Genomic DNA, 16775 nt, shown 5'->3' on the forward strand with positions numbered 1-16775 from the left:
ACTAAAGTTTTACCAAAATACCTTATTCAAAACCAACAAATTACATACAAGCTATACGATTTTAAGTTTTATTTAACTATATTTATACCCCCTAAAATAACCTACTTGAAATTAATTGCCCCTCTTATCCTAGCGATGCTATTTTTTGGCACGTCCTATTGTCAGACCTCATCGGATGGTCAAAAAGATATTCCACACGCTACAGCACTAAAAATTAAAATAGATCTCGTCGACTCTTTAGTGCGATATACAAGAAATCAGTTTTATAAAAACAATTTTGATATTGTTATAGAAACTGGAAACAAAACCCGAAAATTAGCTCGAGAGATAAAAGATACGGCGTCTATTTCTGCGCTTTCTAGTCTTATTGGAAACTCCTATTTGCAAATTAAAGACACTATTGAAGCAAAAAAGGTGTTTTCTGATGCTATTTTAGAAGCTGAGCAACTTAAAGACTCTTCTAGTATGTTAACAGCTCGTATCGATCTAGGAAATTTTTATGGTTCTCAAGAAAAAGGTGATTATGCTATCCGCTTGTATAAAGAAGCTATACCCTTAGCAAAGAAAATTGGTTCTAACACGCGATTATTTATTTTAAATTATAATATAGCTGAAATCAGTCTTGGACAAAAAGATATATCAAAGGCAGAATATTATGTAAATGAAACTAATAAATTCCTCAATGATTCTATGAACAACGTCTATAAAGCCGTTGCTAAAATTAATAATGGAAAACTACACTTTTTAAAAAAAAATCCAGCTATTGCCATTATAGATCTAAAAGAAGGTATTGAGCTAGCAGAATTAACCGGCTACACAGATCCACTTATCGATGGGTATGAATTCTATGCACAATCGTTATCCATGTTAGGTGATTATAAAGCTGCCTATTTGCTTTCTCAAAAAATAGATACCTTAAAAATTGAAAAATATAAAACAGATAAAATTGAAGCAATTGAGTCTGTTACTGCACAATATAAGCTCAATCAATACAAACAAGAATTAAAAGCAAAAACACTTCAAAATATATATAATAAGCAAACGGCTAAAAAAGAAACTACCATTCAATGGATAAAAATTGCTAGCGGAATTCTTCTTATGTTTTCTATCATTATTTATATATCCTACCTAAAGAGAAAAAAATTAGTGGTAAGCCTTATCGATAAAAACAAACAATATCTTAAGGCAAAAGAAAAGAGTGAAGAGTATGCTAAAGCAAAAAACATATTGTTCTCAAACATTACACACGAACTTCGCACCCCTATGTATGGTATTATTGGGATTTCTTCACTTTTATTGAATGATAAGAAGTTGGAACACCACCAAGATAGTATTCGCTCATTAAAGTTTTCCGCAAATTATCTCCTTTCATTAGTCAATAACGTATTACAGTTAACTAAAATTGATGCAACAAAAAAAAATGAATTGTTTAAGCATGAATTTAATTTAAGACTACTTGTCGAGAATGTAGTTAAGTCATCTCAATTTATTAATAAGGAGCATCCAAATAAATACATTATCACAATTGACGATGCTGTACCAACGAATCTCTTAGGAGATGACCTAAAACTCTCTCAAATTCTCATTAACTTAATTGGAAACGCTTCCAAATTTACAAATAATGGAACAGTCTCCATTACAGTAAAAAATGTTTCTAGTATTCCTTTAGAAACTTGTTTAGCATTTACCATTACCGATACCGGTATTGGAATTTCTAAAGAGAAACAGGAACATATTTTTAATGAATTTTCACAATCTTATACTAACAGCAATTATCAAGGTAGTGGCCTAGGACTTCCTATTGTTAAAAAATTATTAGAGTTACACAATACCGATATTCATTTAAAAAGTGAGGTGAATAAGGGGACTACGGTTTCCTTTAAAATTAATTATGAAGCTGCAACTCCCATCCGCACCATTAAAAAGGAAAATAAAATAGATATCTCTAAAAAATTTCAAGGACTTACTATTCTAGTGGTTGATGACAACAAAATTAATCAGATTGTTACGAAAAGAACCCTTGAATTGTATGGTACTAATGTTATTGTAGCTGGTAGCGGTAAAGAGGGGATTGAAGTTGCTAAAAAAGAAAAGCTTGATTTAATTCTCATGGATATTAATATGCCAGAAATGAATGGCTTTGAAGCCACCGCTCATATTAAAGCGTTTCAGCCAGCATTACCCATTATTGCACTTACTGCAGTCGAACTAGAAAAAATGACAGAAGATGATGCGTTCAACTTATTAGACGACACTATTATAAAACCATATGATAATCAAGAATTCATTACTACAATCTCTAGTCATGTTTTCAAGGAACAGGAAATTGTTGTTACTATATAATTAAAAAAGTGTTTTTAAGATCTTTTTTTAGTTCACACAACTACTCTAAAATTTTGATCTTTGCGTTAAGTTCTAGAATTCTGGTTTCTAAATAAAGATAATGTGTAACGTTCTTACTTATAACGTGAAATTATTTCAAATACCTGGCATTAAGACACCATTTTCTTACTACTAACTTTCCTTACTTCATCTAAATTACAGCGCTGTATTTTCCTTTACATTAGATTTTACAGAACCATTCAAGGAACTTGCTATCCGATCGATTGGGATTGTTTAAGAAGTGCAAAACACTATTTAATAGCTGTTACGGTTAAGAGTAATAAGTTTTGTTCTAAAAATCTCATAGAATATTAATTAGGTGCTGAAGATTTAAGCACTTGTCAGGCAATATAACAATCTTAAAAGTTACAATTGTAATACAAAGAACGGCTACATAAAAAAGCACTGTAAATAATTACAGTGCTTTTTTTATAACCATTACAGATATTATTGGCTATGCTTTAATATTTCATAGGGATCCACTTACCGCGAGCAGCATCGTACATTAACTGAATCATTTCGAATTGTTTTACAATAATGGTTCCATTTCCTTCGATTCTGTTACCAAATAAAGATAATAAGCTATTAGGTACAATAGTAAGATCACCACTATTAGGATATAACCATATTTTTTGTCCATCTTGTCCTGGCATAATTCCGGTTAAGAACATGTTTCCAAAAATGCTGTTCATTCGCATCACGTTCTTGGTATTATTAGGCTCTCCTGGTAATAGCACAAGGTTAAGATCACTAAGGATTGGCAAATTTAATCCTGGGGCATTACCTATTTCCATTACTTTATCAACTGCGCGTAATCTGTTATTTTCTAATATTACATTTTCATCAATTTCCACTTCTACAAAATTACCAAGTTCATCCATTCCCACAATTTTTGTGGCTTGAACTGGATTTAATAGAGCATCAGACTTTACTCCACGTACCCGAATGGTTCCTGCTACATCTAACGTGCTAGTTGGTCTTGTGGTGTTAATTCCAACTTGAGAATAGCTGGAGTATCCAATTAATAGAAGAAATGTGAGAGAGGCTAAGTTTTTCATAAGTGACTATTTGGCTTTACAATTTTAACACTTAATACAATATGTTCACAATTAATATGAGAAAAATCTTAAAAAATTCGTTAAAAAGCAATAATAATCTGTATAAGACACAAAATTGTAAAGAAAACACCTACAACAAATCACTCCCTAAACGTTTTTAGACTTAAAAAATCGATTAAATACATATTCCTTCAATCAATTATTGTGTGAAAGATCTACAAGAAACTTTATCACTTTTCAGGAAACGCTGCACTACAGACTTATCATATTTAATTTTCCCCATCCACATAGTCTTGTAAATAACTAAACCGTTCGGTAAGAGCACCGTCATGAGTGGTCATTCTAGCGCGTTCTAAAATACCATCGGCATCGTTATTAAAAAATGCAGGGATTACGTGTTTCATAAACATATCACCAAATCCTTCGCTAGCATCTTTAGGAAGCTCACACGGCAGGTTATCTACCGCCATAACCGTAATTGCACCTTGGGTATTATAGGCAACCACACTCTCATTTTGGGGGTCGTAACCATAAAACGGATTTGCAATTGTTGACGCTTCTAACGTACTTGCTACTGGTCCGTCGATGTCGCAGGAAATGTCTGCTACCAAATTAATAGAAAAGTCTGGATGCCTTGCATCTTCTCTGGTAAATAAATACGGAGCACCGTTCCCGTAAAAATGTCCGGCGATGAACATGGTGCTTACTTTGGCGTACTTCATAAAATCACTTTCGTACCCGGAAGGATCGTTATAAAAAGCATACTTATCGCCCGGTTTTCCATCGCTTCGCTTGTTGTATTCCATTACATCGATACAGCAATACACCGCTTCTTGAAACGATTTTGTAAGATAGTCGGCATCGCTCACCTCTCTAATTTTTAAATAATCGAGAATTTCTTTAGCACCTTTTGCTACTTTTCCGGTTCCAGACAAAATGATTCGAAGTTGCTTAGGTAGTGTAATTTTATCTAACTCTTCTTTTACAGCATTGAGATCGGCAAGGGATTCTACCTTGGGAAGTTGAAATAAACCATCTCGCATTCCTAAGGCTCTAAAACCGTTATAAGCACCCACTAATCCTGCATAGCGTCCAAATCCGATAAGGCGGCCATTGTTTTCATTTACAATGGTTTCGTGATCGTATAATTCGATCTTTTTGTCGAGAATGGCTTTTAAAAGTTTTCTGTTGTAGGGTTGTTCTTTAATAGTATGACTGAAAAAGAAATATTTTTTCTTCGGAAGCAACGCATCTACAGGAACTTCTTTTACACCTAAGATCACATCTGCTTCTGAAACATTATCTTGCACCTGCACTCCAGCCTTTGTATACGCGGCATCGGGAAAAATGCGTATTTCTGAAGCTTCTGCAATTATTGTAGCTTCGGGGAAGGTTGTCATGACTTCTTTGCATTTTTCGGGTGAAAAAACGACACGTCTGTCAGGTGGATTTTTACGTTCTTTACTCAATGCGAAGGTGATAGCCATATGGAATACTTATTGTAGTGTTAATAGTGTAACAAAGATATGTATTTAATGTATCTTTGTGCTCCTTATTTATTGAGGAATTCTGCGTGAGGGATTGCGTACGCTACCGTGTAGCGACAAAAGCCCGACCCGATTTAGGGACACGCCCAACGTAGTTTTAGTACACCTCGTATTTTACTATTTTGGAATTTGTTATTTGAAATGTTGGAATTTATTTCCAGATGGGGCCGACTGGTTTTGACAGCGGGTCTAATGGTATTGTAAGCATGTCGAGCGCTGGGAAACAGCTCGTAAATCTCATTTTTCACACTTTTTAAACGGCGAGAATAACTACGCCCTAGCAGCATAATCTGAATTATAGTAAGATATGCCTCGGCCCGTAAGACGGGCATGCAGGAAGTCACTCAAACACCTTGGTTTACGGTTTTTGATCTAGTGGCTTCGTAAAAGTAAACCTAGCTTGTGTAGGACTTTGATACACTTGCGAAACTCAAATTGAAGTTAAGGAATGCGTTGGTAGTTTTCGACCGGCAAGTTCACGAAAATCTAAATGAAAACTACACATGTAGAAAGCAGTAACATTGCTTGTTTGGACGAGGGTTCGAATCCCTCCGGCTCCACGATCACTCACAACTACGTTGTGGATGAAAACTATAAAATCTCAACAAGCTCGCTTGATTGAGATTTTTTGTTTTTAGACACTTGGCTTGCAAAGACAGGCAGTTGTAATTGCAGGACTAGAACAGTAGGGGTTACTTTTTTGTAATCCCTCCTGCTCCACTTTTGCCCTCTGAAGCTCAGTTTTTTTTGCTGAGCGATGGAGGGCTTTTTTATTATACCATTGTTTAGGAGTTACTGGATAGGCCTTGAGTAAACGCAGTATATTCATACTTTTTTAAGATATTATAGCGGTCTTTAAAATTAATGCTATTTTTATCGACTAAAACCATACTACTATGTATCTAAAATGCCCTATTTTTTTACTTTTATTATTGAGCACACTCACTATACATGCTCAAGTTTTTAAAGACAATGGATTTATTATAGATGAAGCTACCGGTGAGGAATACAAATTGACAACCCAACAATCATATAACGATGCTGAAGGTGTAGTTTTAAAAGCCAGTAATTACTGGTTAGGTGTAGAAGAATGCCCTTATGACGAAGGCACTTTTTATATGAGACCCTTTATTGCAGAATGGGTTAAGGGAAATAAAAAATATAACATTAAAGGTGAAAAACAAATTTGGGATCTTTTTGATTCTGATAAGTATTATTATGGCAAGTTTATGTACTTCGCCTCTTTGGTAAAGGTTGCCATAGAACACCAATTTACGGAAGAAGTGCTTATTAATGAAAAAGCAAGGGCTTTTTTTATAGATTATGCTCTTGATAAAAGGAATAAGTTAAAGCTTTCGCGTTCACAAAAAAAAGCCCTCCAAAAGATGAAGGAGGAGTTATAACTGCGATGGTCATTGCTTGCTTTTTTTTTTAATGCTATTTGGTCTTCATTCAGTTTGTTTCTTATATTTTTAGGTGGATTATTTTATAGGGTTTTACCATCAACCATAACAGGGTGTAATTTTTCTGACATATGGTTATGTGCTGTAAGGGTGTTGACCGCAAGTTGACCCTCCGTAAACCGCAAGTAGATCGTGAGTATCCGGCTGTGAGATGCTTTGTTGTGTTTTTTAGCGTGTTGAATCTTATCTTCAACCCTTACACATCCTTAATATGCTCCCTGATGGTGCCATCTGCTTGATGGATGATTACTTCTTTCATTTGACGATATATTGTATTTTAAAGAAGCATTACCTTTATTTATAGGCGATTAAAAGAAATTAAGTAACGTACAATTTTATGTACCTCAACTCTTCAGCAAAGGCTTTAACGTCTCCCACACCGTGTTGGCTACAATGCTATGTCCTTCTATAGTGGGATGAATGCCATCGGCTTGATTTAATGCCGCAACACCACCCACATCTTTTAGAATGAATGGAATTAAAGCTATGTTGTTTTTTTCTGCCAGATCTACATACAGTTGTTTGAATTCGTTGGTGTACTCCTGCCCCATGTTTGGGGGCAATTGCATTCCTGCCAAAATGATCTTAGTTTCTGGACTTTTCTCTTTTACAACGTCGATAATCTCTTGAAGATTTGCACGTGTTTCAGATAATGCTACGCCTCGAAGTCCGTCGTTGGCACCAAGTTCTAATACAAAAATATCTACCTTTTGTTTTATTACCCAATCGATACGACTACTACCACCGGCCGATGTTTCTCCGCTCACGCCAGAATTAATCACCGTATAGTCCATGTCTAACGAATCTATCTTTTGTTGCACAACTCCCGGATAAGCATCGTTACTATCGTCTAATCCATAGCCGGCAGTGATACTATCACCAAAGAACAAAATTGTATTGGTTGCTGTATTAGTGGCTGAAGAAGTTTCAGTGTGTTCTGGTAGTTCTTCCGTTTCAATCGCCTTTTCATTTTTAGTCTCGCCACAAGAGAGCAGAAACAACGCTATAAAAAAATAACTAAACTTTATGAGTTTCAGTCCGAATGACAGTGGTAAATTAGGTTGAAAATGGTTATTATACGCTTTGAACATACAGAGGTATTTTAAATTAAGATCATGTCAAAGATATTAAAGATTACCGGTTTGGAAAAGACATATTCCAGCGGTAACAAGCAATTAACGGTTTTACGCGACATCTCTTTCGAGGTTGAAAAAGGACAGACCTTTTCTATTGTAGGACCTTCAGGAAGTGGAAAGACCACCCTGCTTGGCTTATGCGCCGGATTAGATGCGCCAAGTGCCGGATCGGTAGTATTATGTGGACAGGATCTAAAAACCTTAAATGAAGACCAACGAGCACAATTAAGAAATGAAGAGGTAGGTTTTATTTTTCAGAATTTTCAGTTATTACCTACCCTTACCGCGCTTGAAAATGTAAGCGTGCCTTTAGAATTGCAAGGTGCAAAAGACGCTATTCAAAAAAGTAAAAATTTATTAGAGAAAGTTGGCCTTGCAGACCGTGTTCATCATTATCCGTCGCAATTATCTGGTGGAGAGCAGCAACGCGTAGCCTTGGCTAGAGCTTTTGCAAACGCACCTTCGATCTTATTCGCAGATGAGCCCACGGGAAATCTCGACGCTGAAACAGGTGAGAAAGTGATTCAGTTATTATTAGATCTGAATAAAGAAAACGGAACTACTTTGGTAATCATTACCCACGATCTAGAATTAGCTAATCGCACCCAGCAAATATTGAAACTCAAGGGCGGAAAAATAGTAACCAATCAACCTACTGCTGCATTTTGAATAACTTAAAATCTAATAATAACCTGCGAATCCTTTGGCTTTTCAAAATGGCATGGCGTGATGCTAAAGCCAGTAAAGTACGTTTGTTGCTATTTATGGCTTCGATTATTCTAGGTATTGCAGCTGTTGTTTCTATCCAACTCTTTAGTACGAACTTAAAAGATAATATACAAAGCCAGTCGAAAACACTGATGGGCGCAGATTTTATTATCGATTCGAAACAAATACCTACGGAACGTGCGCAGGGAATCATCGATTCGTTACAACCGGCTGCCTACGAGGTTAATTTTGTCTCGATGGTTGCCTTTCCCAAAAATGGCGGCACCAAGCTAGTAAAAGTACGCGGACTTGAAGGTGATTTTCCTTTCTACGGAAGCATTGAAACCCAACCCGCTGCAGTAGCTACAACCTATCAAAAAGCAGGTGGTGCTTTGGTCGATGCCACGCTTATGCTTCAGTTCGATGTAACGCCGGGCGATTCTATAAAAATTGGCGAACTAACCATTCCAATTGCGGGAGCATTGCAATCGATACCGGGAAGCTCTGCCATTTCAACTTCTGTGGCGCCTCCAGTGATCATCCCCTATCGGTTTATTGCCGCGACAGATTTGTTGCAATTTGGAAGCCGGAAAGAATACCAATACTTTTATAAAGTTCAGGATACGGTAAATCTGAAACAATTACAAGACCAGCTCGAACCCAAACTGGATCTTGAAAATGCAGACTTAGACACACATACCAGCACCACCGAACGTTTAGGAAGACGTTACGATAACGTAGGCAAATTTCTAAACCTTGCGGCGTTTATTGCGTTGCTATTAGGATGTATTGGTATCGCCAGTTCGGTACATATTTACATCAAAGAAAAACTAAAAGCAATTGCTATTTTAAAGTGTATGGGTGCATCGAGACGCCAGAGCTTTTTAATTTTCCTCATTCAAATAGCCGGAATCGGAATCGCCGGGGGGCTCGTAGGATCACTTATAGGAATCGGAATTCAAGAGTTATTTCCGTATTTGCTAAAAGAATTTCTTCCTTTTACTCTAGAGATTACGATTACAGCACAACCCCTTATTATCGGAGTTCTACTAGGGCTGTTTATGTCTGTTTTATTTGCGCTACTGCCTTTATTGAGAACTTGGTATGTATCGCCTTTAGATGTACTGCGGGTGGATGAAAATTCGTCTCAGGAACCGAGGAAAATTCGGTTGATGGTATTTGGTGCTATTTTAGTGTTCCTGTTTTTGTTCTCCTTCTGGCTTATTAAAGATGCCTTGTTTGCGCTGGCATTTGTGGGCGGAACTGTACTCACTTTTGCTGTATTAGCAGCGGTAGCATTATTTTTTATTAGAACCGTAAAACGCTTTTTCCCTAAACAATGGAGTTTTACCGCTCGCCAAAGTCTGCTGAATCTTTTCAGACCAAATAATCAAACTGTTGTGTTAGTAGTGGCCATAGGGCTGGGAACATTTTTAATTAGCACACTATACTTTACCAAAGACATTCTGCTGGCAAAAACAGAGATTGAAAATGCTACTGAAAATGCCAATATCATTATTCTCGATATTCAACCCAAACAGCGGGATTCGGTAACCGAAAGCATTACCGCAAAAGGCTTGCCGGTACTTAGTCGCACTCCTTTGGTAACCATGCGAATGCACAGTATTAACGGAATGCCGGTAAATGAATTGCGCCAAGATACCACCCGCCAAATACGTGGTTGGATTTTAAACCATGAATTTAGAACCACCTATCGCGATACGTTGATGCCTTCAGAAAAATTACTAGAAGGCAACTGGACTCCAAAAATAAAAGAAGGCGATCCTGTAATTATTTCTATTTCAGATAACCTTGCCGAAGATGCTAATTTAGGAGTGGGTGATCCTGTTGTTTTTAATGTACAAGGGGTTTTAATGGAAACTATTGTCGGGAGTATTCGTCAGGTAGACTGGGCACAAATGCAACTAAATTTCAGCGTTGTATTTCCTGAAGGCGTTTTGGAGCAAGCGCCACAGTTTAATGTGTTTACAACCTATGTCCCCAATGAGGAAAGTTCTGCTTCTTTACAACGGGATCTGGTTGCTCAATTTCCGAATGTAACAATCATCGATCTGCAACAAGTCTATACGCTGGTTGAAGATATTCTCGATCAGGTTTCCTGGGTAATTAATTTCATGGCTTTCTTTAGTATTCTTACCGGAATTATTGTACTTATTGGTTCGGTTAGAACTAGCAAATATCAACGAATAAAAGAAAGTGTTTTATTACGAACTCTCGGAGCCCAAAATAAACAGATTTTACGCATAGCTGCATTAGAATATGTCTTTTTAGGTTTGCTAGGCAGTTTAGTTGGAATTGTACTTGCTTTAGTAAGTAGCCTATGCTTAGCGTTATTTGTGTTTAAGGAGCCCTTTGTTCCCTCATTAATTCCGTTTATCGTTTTTTTACTTGGAATTACACTGTTGGTGGTCGCTATTGGTTTGAGTAATATTCAATCGGTTTTGCGGAGTTCGCCTTTAGAGGTTTTAAGGAGAGAAGGTTAGACTTAATATTTTGGAAATTATTTCCACTATTCTAAACCATTTTCAGAAGAAAAAATTTTACTGTTTCTCATTAGAAACAAGCCGGGTCGTTATTGCCTTGGCACAATTCCGCACTCTTACACCAAAACATTCTAAAATTGCATCCACCCCAATAACGCTTCCAATACAGTTTCTGCCGAGGTGCGTGCTCACACCATGTTCAGACGTGACCAACTGCAACAGATCATCTTCTTTGAGATGAATTAACAATCCACTATCAATTTCTCTTATTTCTGAAAGGGTAACATCCCCGGTTGTATCTGGATGCTTCTGACAAATTTCCGAAGTAATTTCTGAAAATACATCCCGTAAAAATCTAGATCAGTTTGATTCTCCGCTTCAGAAAGTGCCGCCTTTATCTCTTGAATAACATGTTCTTTTTGCACTTCGGAAGGGTTCAAAATACCGGTCCACTTCTTTCCCTAAAGATTTGGGTACTATAGGAAGTCCGTCTAAAGTGGGTCTTCCATCTAACGTTTGAAGTGTCCTGCGGAAATATTCAACCAATTTGTATCTACCTGATCTCAATTCAACACCTGTCCTGCCCCTGGGCAAGTTTCCGACTCGATCACGAGAAGCTTGCAATCTGGTATTATTCGCTTTGCTGTTAACGACTCCATTAAAAACTCAATTCTTACCAGCCCTCTGAAGCTACAACCTACGATCGCAACCGTGTTCATTGATATTTATTAAATTTATCAAGCCAAAGGTCCTGCACCCATTTACGTTTTAAGATAAAACTTTCTGTTTTTGATAAAAGAAATCCACACTGCTACTTTTTAAATTTTTTAGAAAAACACAACTTACGGGCCTCCACTAAAACATTTCCATTATTTTTAGTATTTCAACCACACACGTTTGTAAGAAGGCGCTTTTATATGCAAGCATTCGAGTTAAAACAAAACATTCAATTTTTTCAATCCTCACGGGATCGTGGGCTCAAAATAGTGATGGCCTCTTTGGTGGGGCTTGAAGGATCTTCGTATAGGAAGCCCGGTGTACGCATGCTCATTGCCGAAGATCATTCAATGTGTGGCGCACTAAGTGGCGGTTGTGTCGAAAAAGACATCGTTGAAAGTGCTCAAACTGTTTTTAAAACCGGAGTTTCTAAAGTGATCTCATACGACGGACGTTACAGACTGGGCTGCGAAGGATTTTTATACATTCTTATTGAACCTTTTATGCCTTCAGAAAAAGACGCAACCAGCATACTTGCTCAAATAGATCAAAGAAATCCCATTGTAGTAAAATCGGTTTATAAAGAAGGTACTTCCATAACAGGAAACTATCATTCTACTTTTTTTCTAAAATCCGAACAAACTCCAATAGCGATCAATACATTAAAGCATTCAGAAACCTCAACATTCACTTACTTTAAACAAACAATCTCTCCAGCACACCAATTGGTTATCATTGGCGCAGAACACGATACTGGACCCGTGTGTACCAATGCCGCATTGCTTGGTTGGGATGTCTCGATCATCTCTTCCCTTAAAAATCCTAAGTCGGCACAGCATTTTCCAACTGCCAAGAACGTTTTGGCCGAAACTCCAGAAACAGTCAATTTCGACTTTATCGATCCCTATACTTCGGTTTTAATTATGACCCACAATTATGCACAGGATCTAAAGTATCTATTAAAACTGAAAGCGTACAGTCTTTCTTATGTGGGTGTATTAGGTTCAAAAAAACGAAAAGCACGGTTAGAAAGTGACCTTTTAGAGCATGATTCGGAATGGGATGCGTCCTTTTTTGAACGTTTGTATAGCCCCGCCGGAATTCACATTGGTGCGGTAACGCCACAAGAAATTGCAGTTTCTATTATTTCTGAAATTTTACAAGTAACACGTACCCAAAAAACAACCAAAACTTCTTCTTTCTCTAAACCCTTTATTTCTTGAAATCGCTCGCCATCGTTATACTTGCAGCTGGAGCCTCAGCGCGAATGGGAATCCCAAAACAACTCCTTCCTTTTCAGAACGACACGTTATTGGGAACGGTACTAAAAAATGCTACTCACACCAAAATTGAAACGATTTATTGTGTCGTAGGTGCAAATGCTTCAGAAGTTAAAAAAACACACCAACACTACAAAGTAACATTTATCACCAATCCCAATCATGCTACAGGGCTCAGCAGCAGCATTCAAAAAGCAGTCTCTTTTATTTCTGAAAATCATCTGGGAATTGAAGCGATTTTATTTCTGTTGGGAGATCAACCGTTTATTACTTCAGAATACATTCAAAACTATATCGACCTCCATCTGAAACATCCCCGAAATATTATAGCAACTTCCTACGCAAACAATGTTGGTGTACCCGCATTATTTCCAAAGCATTACTTCGGAAACTTACAAACCATGACTGGAGATCAAGGCGCAAAACACCTTCTGAATGGCACTGAAACTAAAAAATTAATTTCCCTTCCTTCTGAAGCTTTAATCGATATTGACACTCTCGAAACCTATGAGAGCATCATCCGAAGCCTTCAATAAGAGGCAACTTTCGGTCTCGTAAAAATTTTACCAAATCACTTATTCTTGTGGAATCACGGCACCATTGGCAAACCATATTTTTACGGCGGCAATAAAATCATCTTCCGACACTGGAGGTTTCTCTCGTGGCGTTCCGTCGGGGTGCAATCCAGGTTCGAAAGCCCATAAAACCAGTTCGTCTTCGGTGAGGTGTTTTAAGATATCCTCATGACTTCGGTTACCGTTATTTTTAGGGTTCAGCATCGAAGCGGCTATTTCAGCTTTGCTTAATCCTTCCCACGCCATGGATCTTGGAGCGAGATCCCAATGGGGCGCTCCCGGTTGTCCAGCGAAATCGTCATTCTCTTCTTTATGGCACGAAGCACATAGCAAAACATCGAAAGACAAGTCACTGGTTTCTCCGTCCCTTCCAAAAGGATGCGGCGTACCTTCCATCCCTCTTTTGGGAATATTATCGTTGGGGTGACAGTTAACACAGCGTGGATGCGAAATAACGCTCATCATGGTGTGATACGCATCGGTGTCCTGTGTGTTCATTTCGGTAACTGGAACATATTCGCCAGCATTGCCATTAAAACTCATCCATGCAGTAGCGACCAACAAAACAGGAATAAAGAATACTAAATAAGATCGATCCATAATTATGTTTTTTTTGTCTAGGAGAAATTATCCTCTCACTTCCCTTGTATCCGTATTAAAATGTTCAATAAATGGTTGTGTTAGCATTCGTTTGCCCGTAGCTGCGGTAATGGCATTTGCAAGGGCACCTCCTGCTGGGGGTAATCCCGGTTCACCCAACCCTGTAGGAGACAGATTGTTTTCTACAAAATAGGTTTCCACCTTCGGAGTTTCATTCATTCGTATCAATCGGTAGGCATCAAAGTTGGTAGCTTTTGGCTTTCCGTTATCGAAAGCAAAATTTCCGTACATCGCATGACCAATGCCATCGATCACACCACCTTCCACCTGATTGATAGCTCCCGTAGGATTCACGACAATTCCGCAGTCGACCGCAACGGTTACTTTTTCGACCTTCGGAAATCCATTTTGTAACGTGATGTCTACCACCTCAGCGACATGCGTATTATGACTGTAGTAAGCCGCAAAACCTTGATATACGTTTTCGGCTGCTTTTCCCCAATTTCCTTTTTCGGCAGCGAGTTTAATGGTTTCTTTCATGCGTGCCGCAGAATATTCGATGCGCTCGTCTTCACCGTCGTTTACATTATCGAGCAGATCCATTCGTAGTTTTACAGGGTCTATGGCAAGTTCTTTGGCAATTTCATCGAAGAAACTCTGTTCTGCAAACGCTAAGAAATTAGTGTACGGCGCACGCCAAGCTCCCGTGGTAATGTTGCTCTGGTAATTTCCAGTTTCTACCTTGTAATTTTTAATCGCCCCCGCCGGAAAAAAATGGGGGATTAATCCGTACATATTGCTATTAATTGCTGCTTCCTTTAAATGATATGCGGTAACTTTTCCATCTTTTAAAGCCGCTTTAATACGGTATTTAATAGCGGGACGGTAGGTGCCTGCTGCCATATCATCTTCTCTGGAAAAAACCACTTTTATGGGGAGCTTCGCACCATTAGATATGAGCGCTGCTTCTTCTGCAAAATCTCCGTAGAGTCTTCTTCCGAAACCACCACCCATGCGGGTCATTTCTAGGTCGATCTCTTTTTCATCCCGTTCTAGAACATGAGCAATTCTTTTTGCGGTTCCTGCCGGGGTTTGTATAGGACCTACTAAATGAATTCTTTCTGCCGTTACGTTGGCATAAAAATTCATGGGTTCCATGCAATTGTGGGGTAAAAAAGGAGATTCGTAGGTTCGCTCAATCACCGAATCTGCTTCAGAAAAGGCGCTGTTCACATTACCATCTTCCCGTCGCACCTCAAACTTAGATCCATTGAGAATGGCATTTAGTTTCGCATCATGGTCTTCCGTACTTTCTAAAGTCGTATCGTTCCATTGGGCAGTGAGTTTGTGTTTTCCTTTCATTGCTGCCCAGGTATTGTTGGCAATTACTGCTACTTTATCGCCGAACTTCAACACGTCGATTACGCCTCCTACTTTTTTTGCTTCCGAAGCATCAAAACTTTTTAATGTTTGTCCGAACGCAGGAGGTCGCAATACCGAAGCATATTTCATTCCGGGTGCCGTGTAGTCGAGTCCGTACAAAGGTTGCCCAGTCACAATCTTATGAACGTCCACATTAATAGCATCTTTCCCGATGATCTTAAAATCTTTTGGGTCTTTTAGCACAGCATTCTCTGGAACGGGCAGTAATGCAGCATCATTTACCACGTCCCCATACCCCAGTTGTTTGCCTGCCTGATTGGTAATAACACCATTAGACGCAGTGCACGTATAGGGTTCTACTTCCCATCGTGCGGCGGCGGCTTGAATAAGCATTTGTTTTGCAATGGCACCAGTTTGTCGTAATGGTTCCCAGCCGTGACGAATCGACTGACTCCCACCTGCTACTTGACGGGTAAAATTTTCGGTATCTAAGCCAGCTTGTTCTACAGTGACATGCTCCCACGGTACGTCTAATTCTTCAGCAATAAGCATGGGCATGGACGTTTTTACACCTTGACCGATCTCTGGATTAGGAGAGAAAATTGTAACATATCCGTTTTCGGCTATTTTTATAAAAGCATTGAACTCTTTAAAATTAAGGTTGGCGATATTTACTGGGGGTTGTGCAGATTCTTTGCATGCATTTAGAAAATTAACTCCTAACAGGATGCCTCCTCCTGCAAGTGCCGAGGTGCGAATAAAACCACGACGACTAAACGTAAACTTTTTTCTTTCTTCTATCATCTTATCCGTTTTTTGCTGCGGTTGCGACTGCTTTCTCAATTCGGTTATAGGCGGCACAACGGCAAATATTACCGTGCATTGCCTGTCGTATTTCATCTCCCGAAGGTGCCGGGTTTTCGGCTAGAAACGAAGCGGCGGTCATGATTTGTCCTGCTTGACAATAGCCACATTGCGGCACGTCGTGTTCTTTCCAAGCTTCTTGAACAGGGTGTAAGGTGTCGTCGGTTGCTAATCCTTCAATCGTGGTGATCTCCATTCCTTCGAGGGCTGCTGCTTTAAGAAGGCAACTTCTATTGGCTTGTCCGTTTATGTGTACCGTACAAGCACCGCACTGCCCAATTCCGCAGCCAAATTTAGTCCCTACCAAATTAAGTTCATCCCTTAATATCCACAACAACGGCGTATCTTCATCGGCCGAGATCTGCCGTTCTTTTCCGTTCACTTTCAGAGTATAACTAACCATATTCTACTTTTTTAGTCTTTTAAAAATACGTAATTTATAGAGGTTTTAATACAATTAAGTAAAGGATTATTGTTTCTGAAACTATTTAGCGCGTTTGTCTATTCTAAGGTTTCAGAAAAACTTTAAAGCTTCACGATTGTTATGTCCCTTCAGAT

Annotated in this window: 13 protein-coding genes and 1 other RNA gene; 7 read left to right on the forward strand and 7 right to left on the reverse strand. The window is 38.6% G+C overall.

From position 1 onward, the window contains the following. Positions 1–105 precede the first annotated feature (105 nt). On the forward strand, positions 106–2343 hold the full coding sequence (locus ULVI_RS00370) for an ATP-binding protein (RefSeq protein WP_068588192.1): 2238 nt from the start codon (positions 106–108) through the stop codon (positions 2341–2343). Positions 2344–2843: 500 nt separating this feature from the next. Here ULVI_RS00370 and ULVI_RS00375 read toward each other — a convergent pair whose 3' ends face one another. Both ULVI_RS00375 and ULVI_RS00380 read right to left on the reverse strand, forming a co-directional pair. Then, positions 2844–3440: a hypothetical protein gene (locus ULVI_RS00375; RefSeq protein ID WP_068588195.1), complete on the reverse strand. Its 597-nt coding sequence runs from the start codon at positions 3438–3440 to the stop codon at positions 2844–2846. Between the two features lie 269 nt (positions 3441–3709). Continuing rightward, positions 3710–4921 carry an NAD(P)-dependent oxidoreductase gene (locus tag ULVI_RS00380; protein ID WP_068588320.1) on the reverse strand — a complete coding sequence of 404 codons (1212 nt, stop codon included), beginning with the start codon at positions 4919–4921 and terminating at the stop codon, positions 3710–3712. A gap of 229 nt (positions 4922–5150) precedes the next feature. On the opposite strand from ULVI_RS00380, the gene ssrA reads away from it, so the two are divergent. Next, positions 5151–5550: a transfer-messenger RNA gene (ssrA, locus tag ULVI_RS00385) on the forward strand. Between the two features lie 369 nt (positions 5551–5919). Then, a complete protein-coding gene (locus tag ULVI_RS00395) occupies positions 5920–6390 on the forward strand; it encodes a hypothetical protein (RefSeq protein WP_157632531.1) in 471 nt (156 codons plus the stop codon). A gap of 404 nt (positions 6391–6794) precedes the next feature. Here the strand turns inward: ULVI_RS00395 and ULVI_RS00400 are convergent, their stop codons facing one another. Beyond that, a complete protein-coding gene (locus tag ULVI_RS00400) occupies positions 6795–7541 on the reverse strand; it encodes an arylesterase (protein ID WP_068588205.1) in 747 nt (248 codons plus the stop codon). Between the two features lie 24 nt (positions 7542–7565). Here ULVI_RS00400 and ULVI_RS00405 point away from each other — a divergent pair, with 24 nt between their 5' ends. Both ULVI_RS00405 and ULVI_RS00410 read left to right on the forward strand, forming a co-directional pair. Continuing rightward, positions 7566–8255 (forward strand): ABC transporter ATP-binding protein, encoded by a 690-nt coding sequence (locus ULVI_RS00405; RefSeq protein ID WP_068588208.1) that lies wholly within the window; start codon positions 7566–7568, stop codon positions 8253–8255. A gap of 47 nt (positions 8256–8302) precedes the next feature. Further along, positions 8303–10798, forward strand: coding sequence for an ABC transporter permease (locus ULVI_RS00410; RefSeq protein ID WP_068588323.1), 2496 nt, complete (start codon positions 8303–8305; stop codon positions 10796–10798). Between the two features lie 266 nt (positions 10799–11064). On the opposite strand, the gene ULVI_RS15360 is transcribed toward ULVI_RS00410, so the two are convergent. Then, on the reverse strand, positions 11065–11223 hold the full coding sequence (locus ULVI_RS15360) for a hypothetical protein (protein WP_157632532.1): 159 nt from the start codon (positions 11221–11223) through the stop codon (positions 11065–11067). Between the two features lie 492 nt (positions 11224–11715). On the opposite strand from ULVI_RS15360, the gene ULVI_RS00415 reads away from it, so the two are divergent. Both ULVI_RS00415 and ULVI_RS00420 read left to right on the forward strand, forming a co-directional pair. Continuing rightward, positions 11716–12738: an XdhC family protein gene (locus tag ULVI_RS00415; RefSeq protein WP_068588211.1), complete on the forward strand. Its 1023-nt coding sequence runs from the start codon at positions 11716–11718 to the stop codon at positions 12736–12738. Further along, entirely contained in the window at positions 12735–13331 is a 597-nt protein-coding gene (locus tag ULVI_RS00420; protein ID WP_082830740.1) for a nucleotidyltransferase family protein, read from the forward strand. The genes ULVI_RS00415 and ULVI_RS00420 overlap by 4 nt, the downstream gene beginning before the upstream one ends. 39 nt (positions 13332–13370) lie before the next feature. On the opposite strand, the gene ULVI_RS00425 is transcribed toward ULVI_RS00420, so the two are convergent. From ULVI_RS00425 to ULVI_RS00435, 3 genes are read right to left on the reverse strand one after another with little or no spacing between them, the layout of a single operon-like run. Further along, positions 13371–13970 (reverse strand): hypothetical protein, encoded by a 600-nt coding sequence (locus ULVI_RS00425; RefSeq protein WP_068588213.1) that lies wholly within the window; start codon positions 13968–13970, stop codon positions 13371–13373. A gap of 27 nt (positions 13971–13997) precedes the next feature. Next, on the reverse strand, positions 13998–16157 hold the full coding sequence (locus ULVI_RS00430; RefSeq protein ID WP_197463456.1) for a xanthine dehydrogenase family protein molybdopterin-binding subunit: 2160 nt from the start codon (positions 16155–16157) through the stop codon (positions 13998–14000). A gap of 1 nt (position 16158) precedes the next feature. Then, positions 16159–16620 (reverse strand): (2Fe-2S)-binding protein, encoded by a 462-nt coding sequence (locus tag ULVI_RS00435; protein ID WP_068588216.1) that lies wholly within the window; start codon positions 16618–16620, stop codon positions 16159–16161. Between the last annotated feature and the right edge of the window lie 155 nt (positions 16621–16775).

The sequence above is a fragment of the Cochleicola gelatinilyticus genome (assembly GCF_001637325.1).
In the GTDB taxonomy this organism is placed as follows: Bacteria; Bacteroidota; Bacteroidia; order Flavobacteriales; family Flavobacteriaceae; genus Cochleicola; species Cochleicola gelatinilyticus.

Bases quoted from the DNA above. Each gene is read 5' to 3' on its own strand.
- ULVI_RS00375 (WP_068588195.1), bottom strand. From the start codon at position 3,440: ATGAAAAACTTAGCCTCTCTCACATTTCTTCTATTAATTGGATACTCC.
- ULVI_RS00400 (WP_068588205.1), bottom strand. From the start codon at position 7,541: ATGTTCAAAGCGTATAATAACCATTTTCAACCTAATTTACCACTGTCA.
- ULVI_RS00405 (WP_068588208.1), top strand. From the start codon at position 7,566: ATGTCAAAGATATTAAAGATTACCGGTTTGGAAAAGACATATTCCAGC.
- ULVI_RS00410 (WP_068588323.1), top strand. From the start codon at position 8,303: ATGGCATGGCGTGATGCTAAAGCCAGTAAAGTACGTTTGTTGCTATTT.
- ULVI_RS00415 (WP_068588211.1), top strand. From the start codon at position 11,716: ATGCAAGCATTCGAGTTAAAACAAAACATTCAATTTTTTCAATCCTCA.
- ULVI_RS00425 (WP_068588213.1), bottom strand. From the start codon at position 13,970: ATGGATCGATCTTATTTAGTATTCTTTATTCCTGTTTTGTTGGTCGCT.
- ULVI_RS00430 (WP_197463456.1), bottom strand. From the start codon at position 16,157: ATGATAGAAGAAAGAAAAAAGTTTACGTTTAGTCGTCGTGGTTTTATT.
- ULVI_RS00435 (WP_068588216.1), bottom strand. From the start codon at position 16,620: ATGGTTAGTTATACTCTGAAAGTGAACGGAAAAGAACGGCAGATCTCG.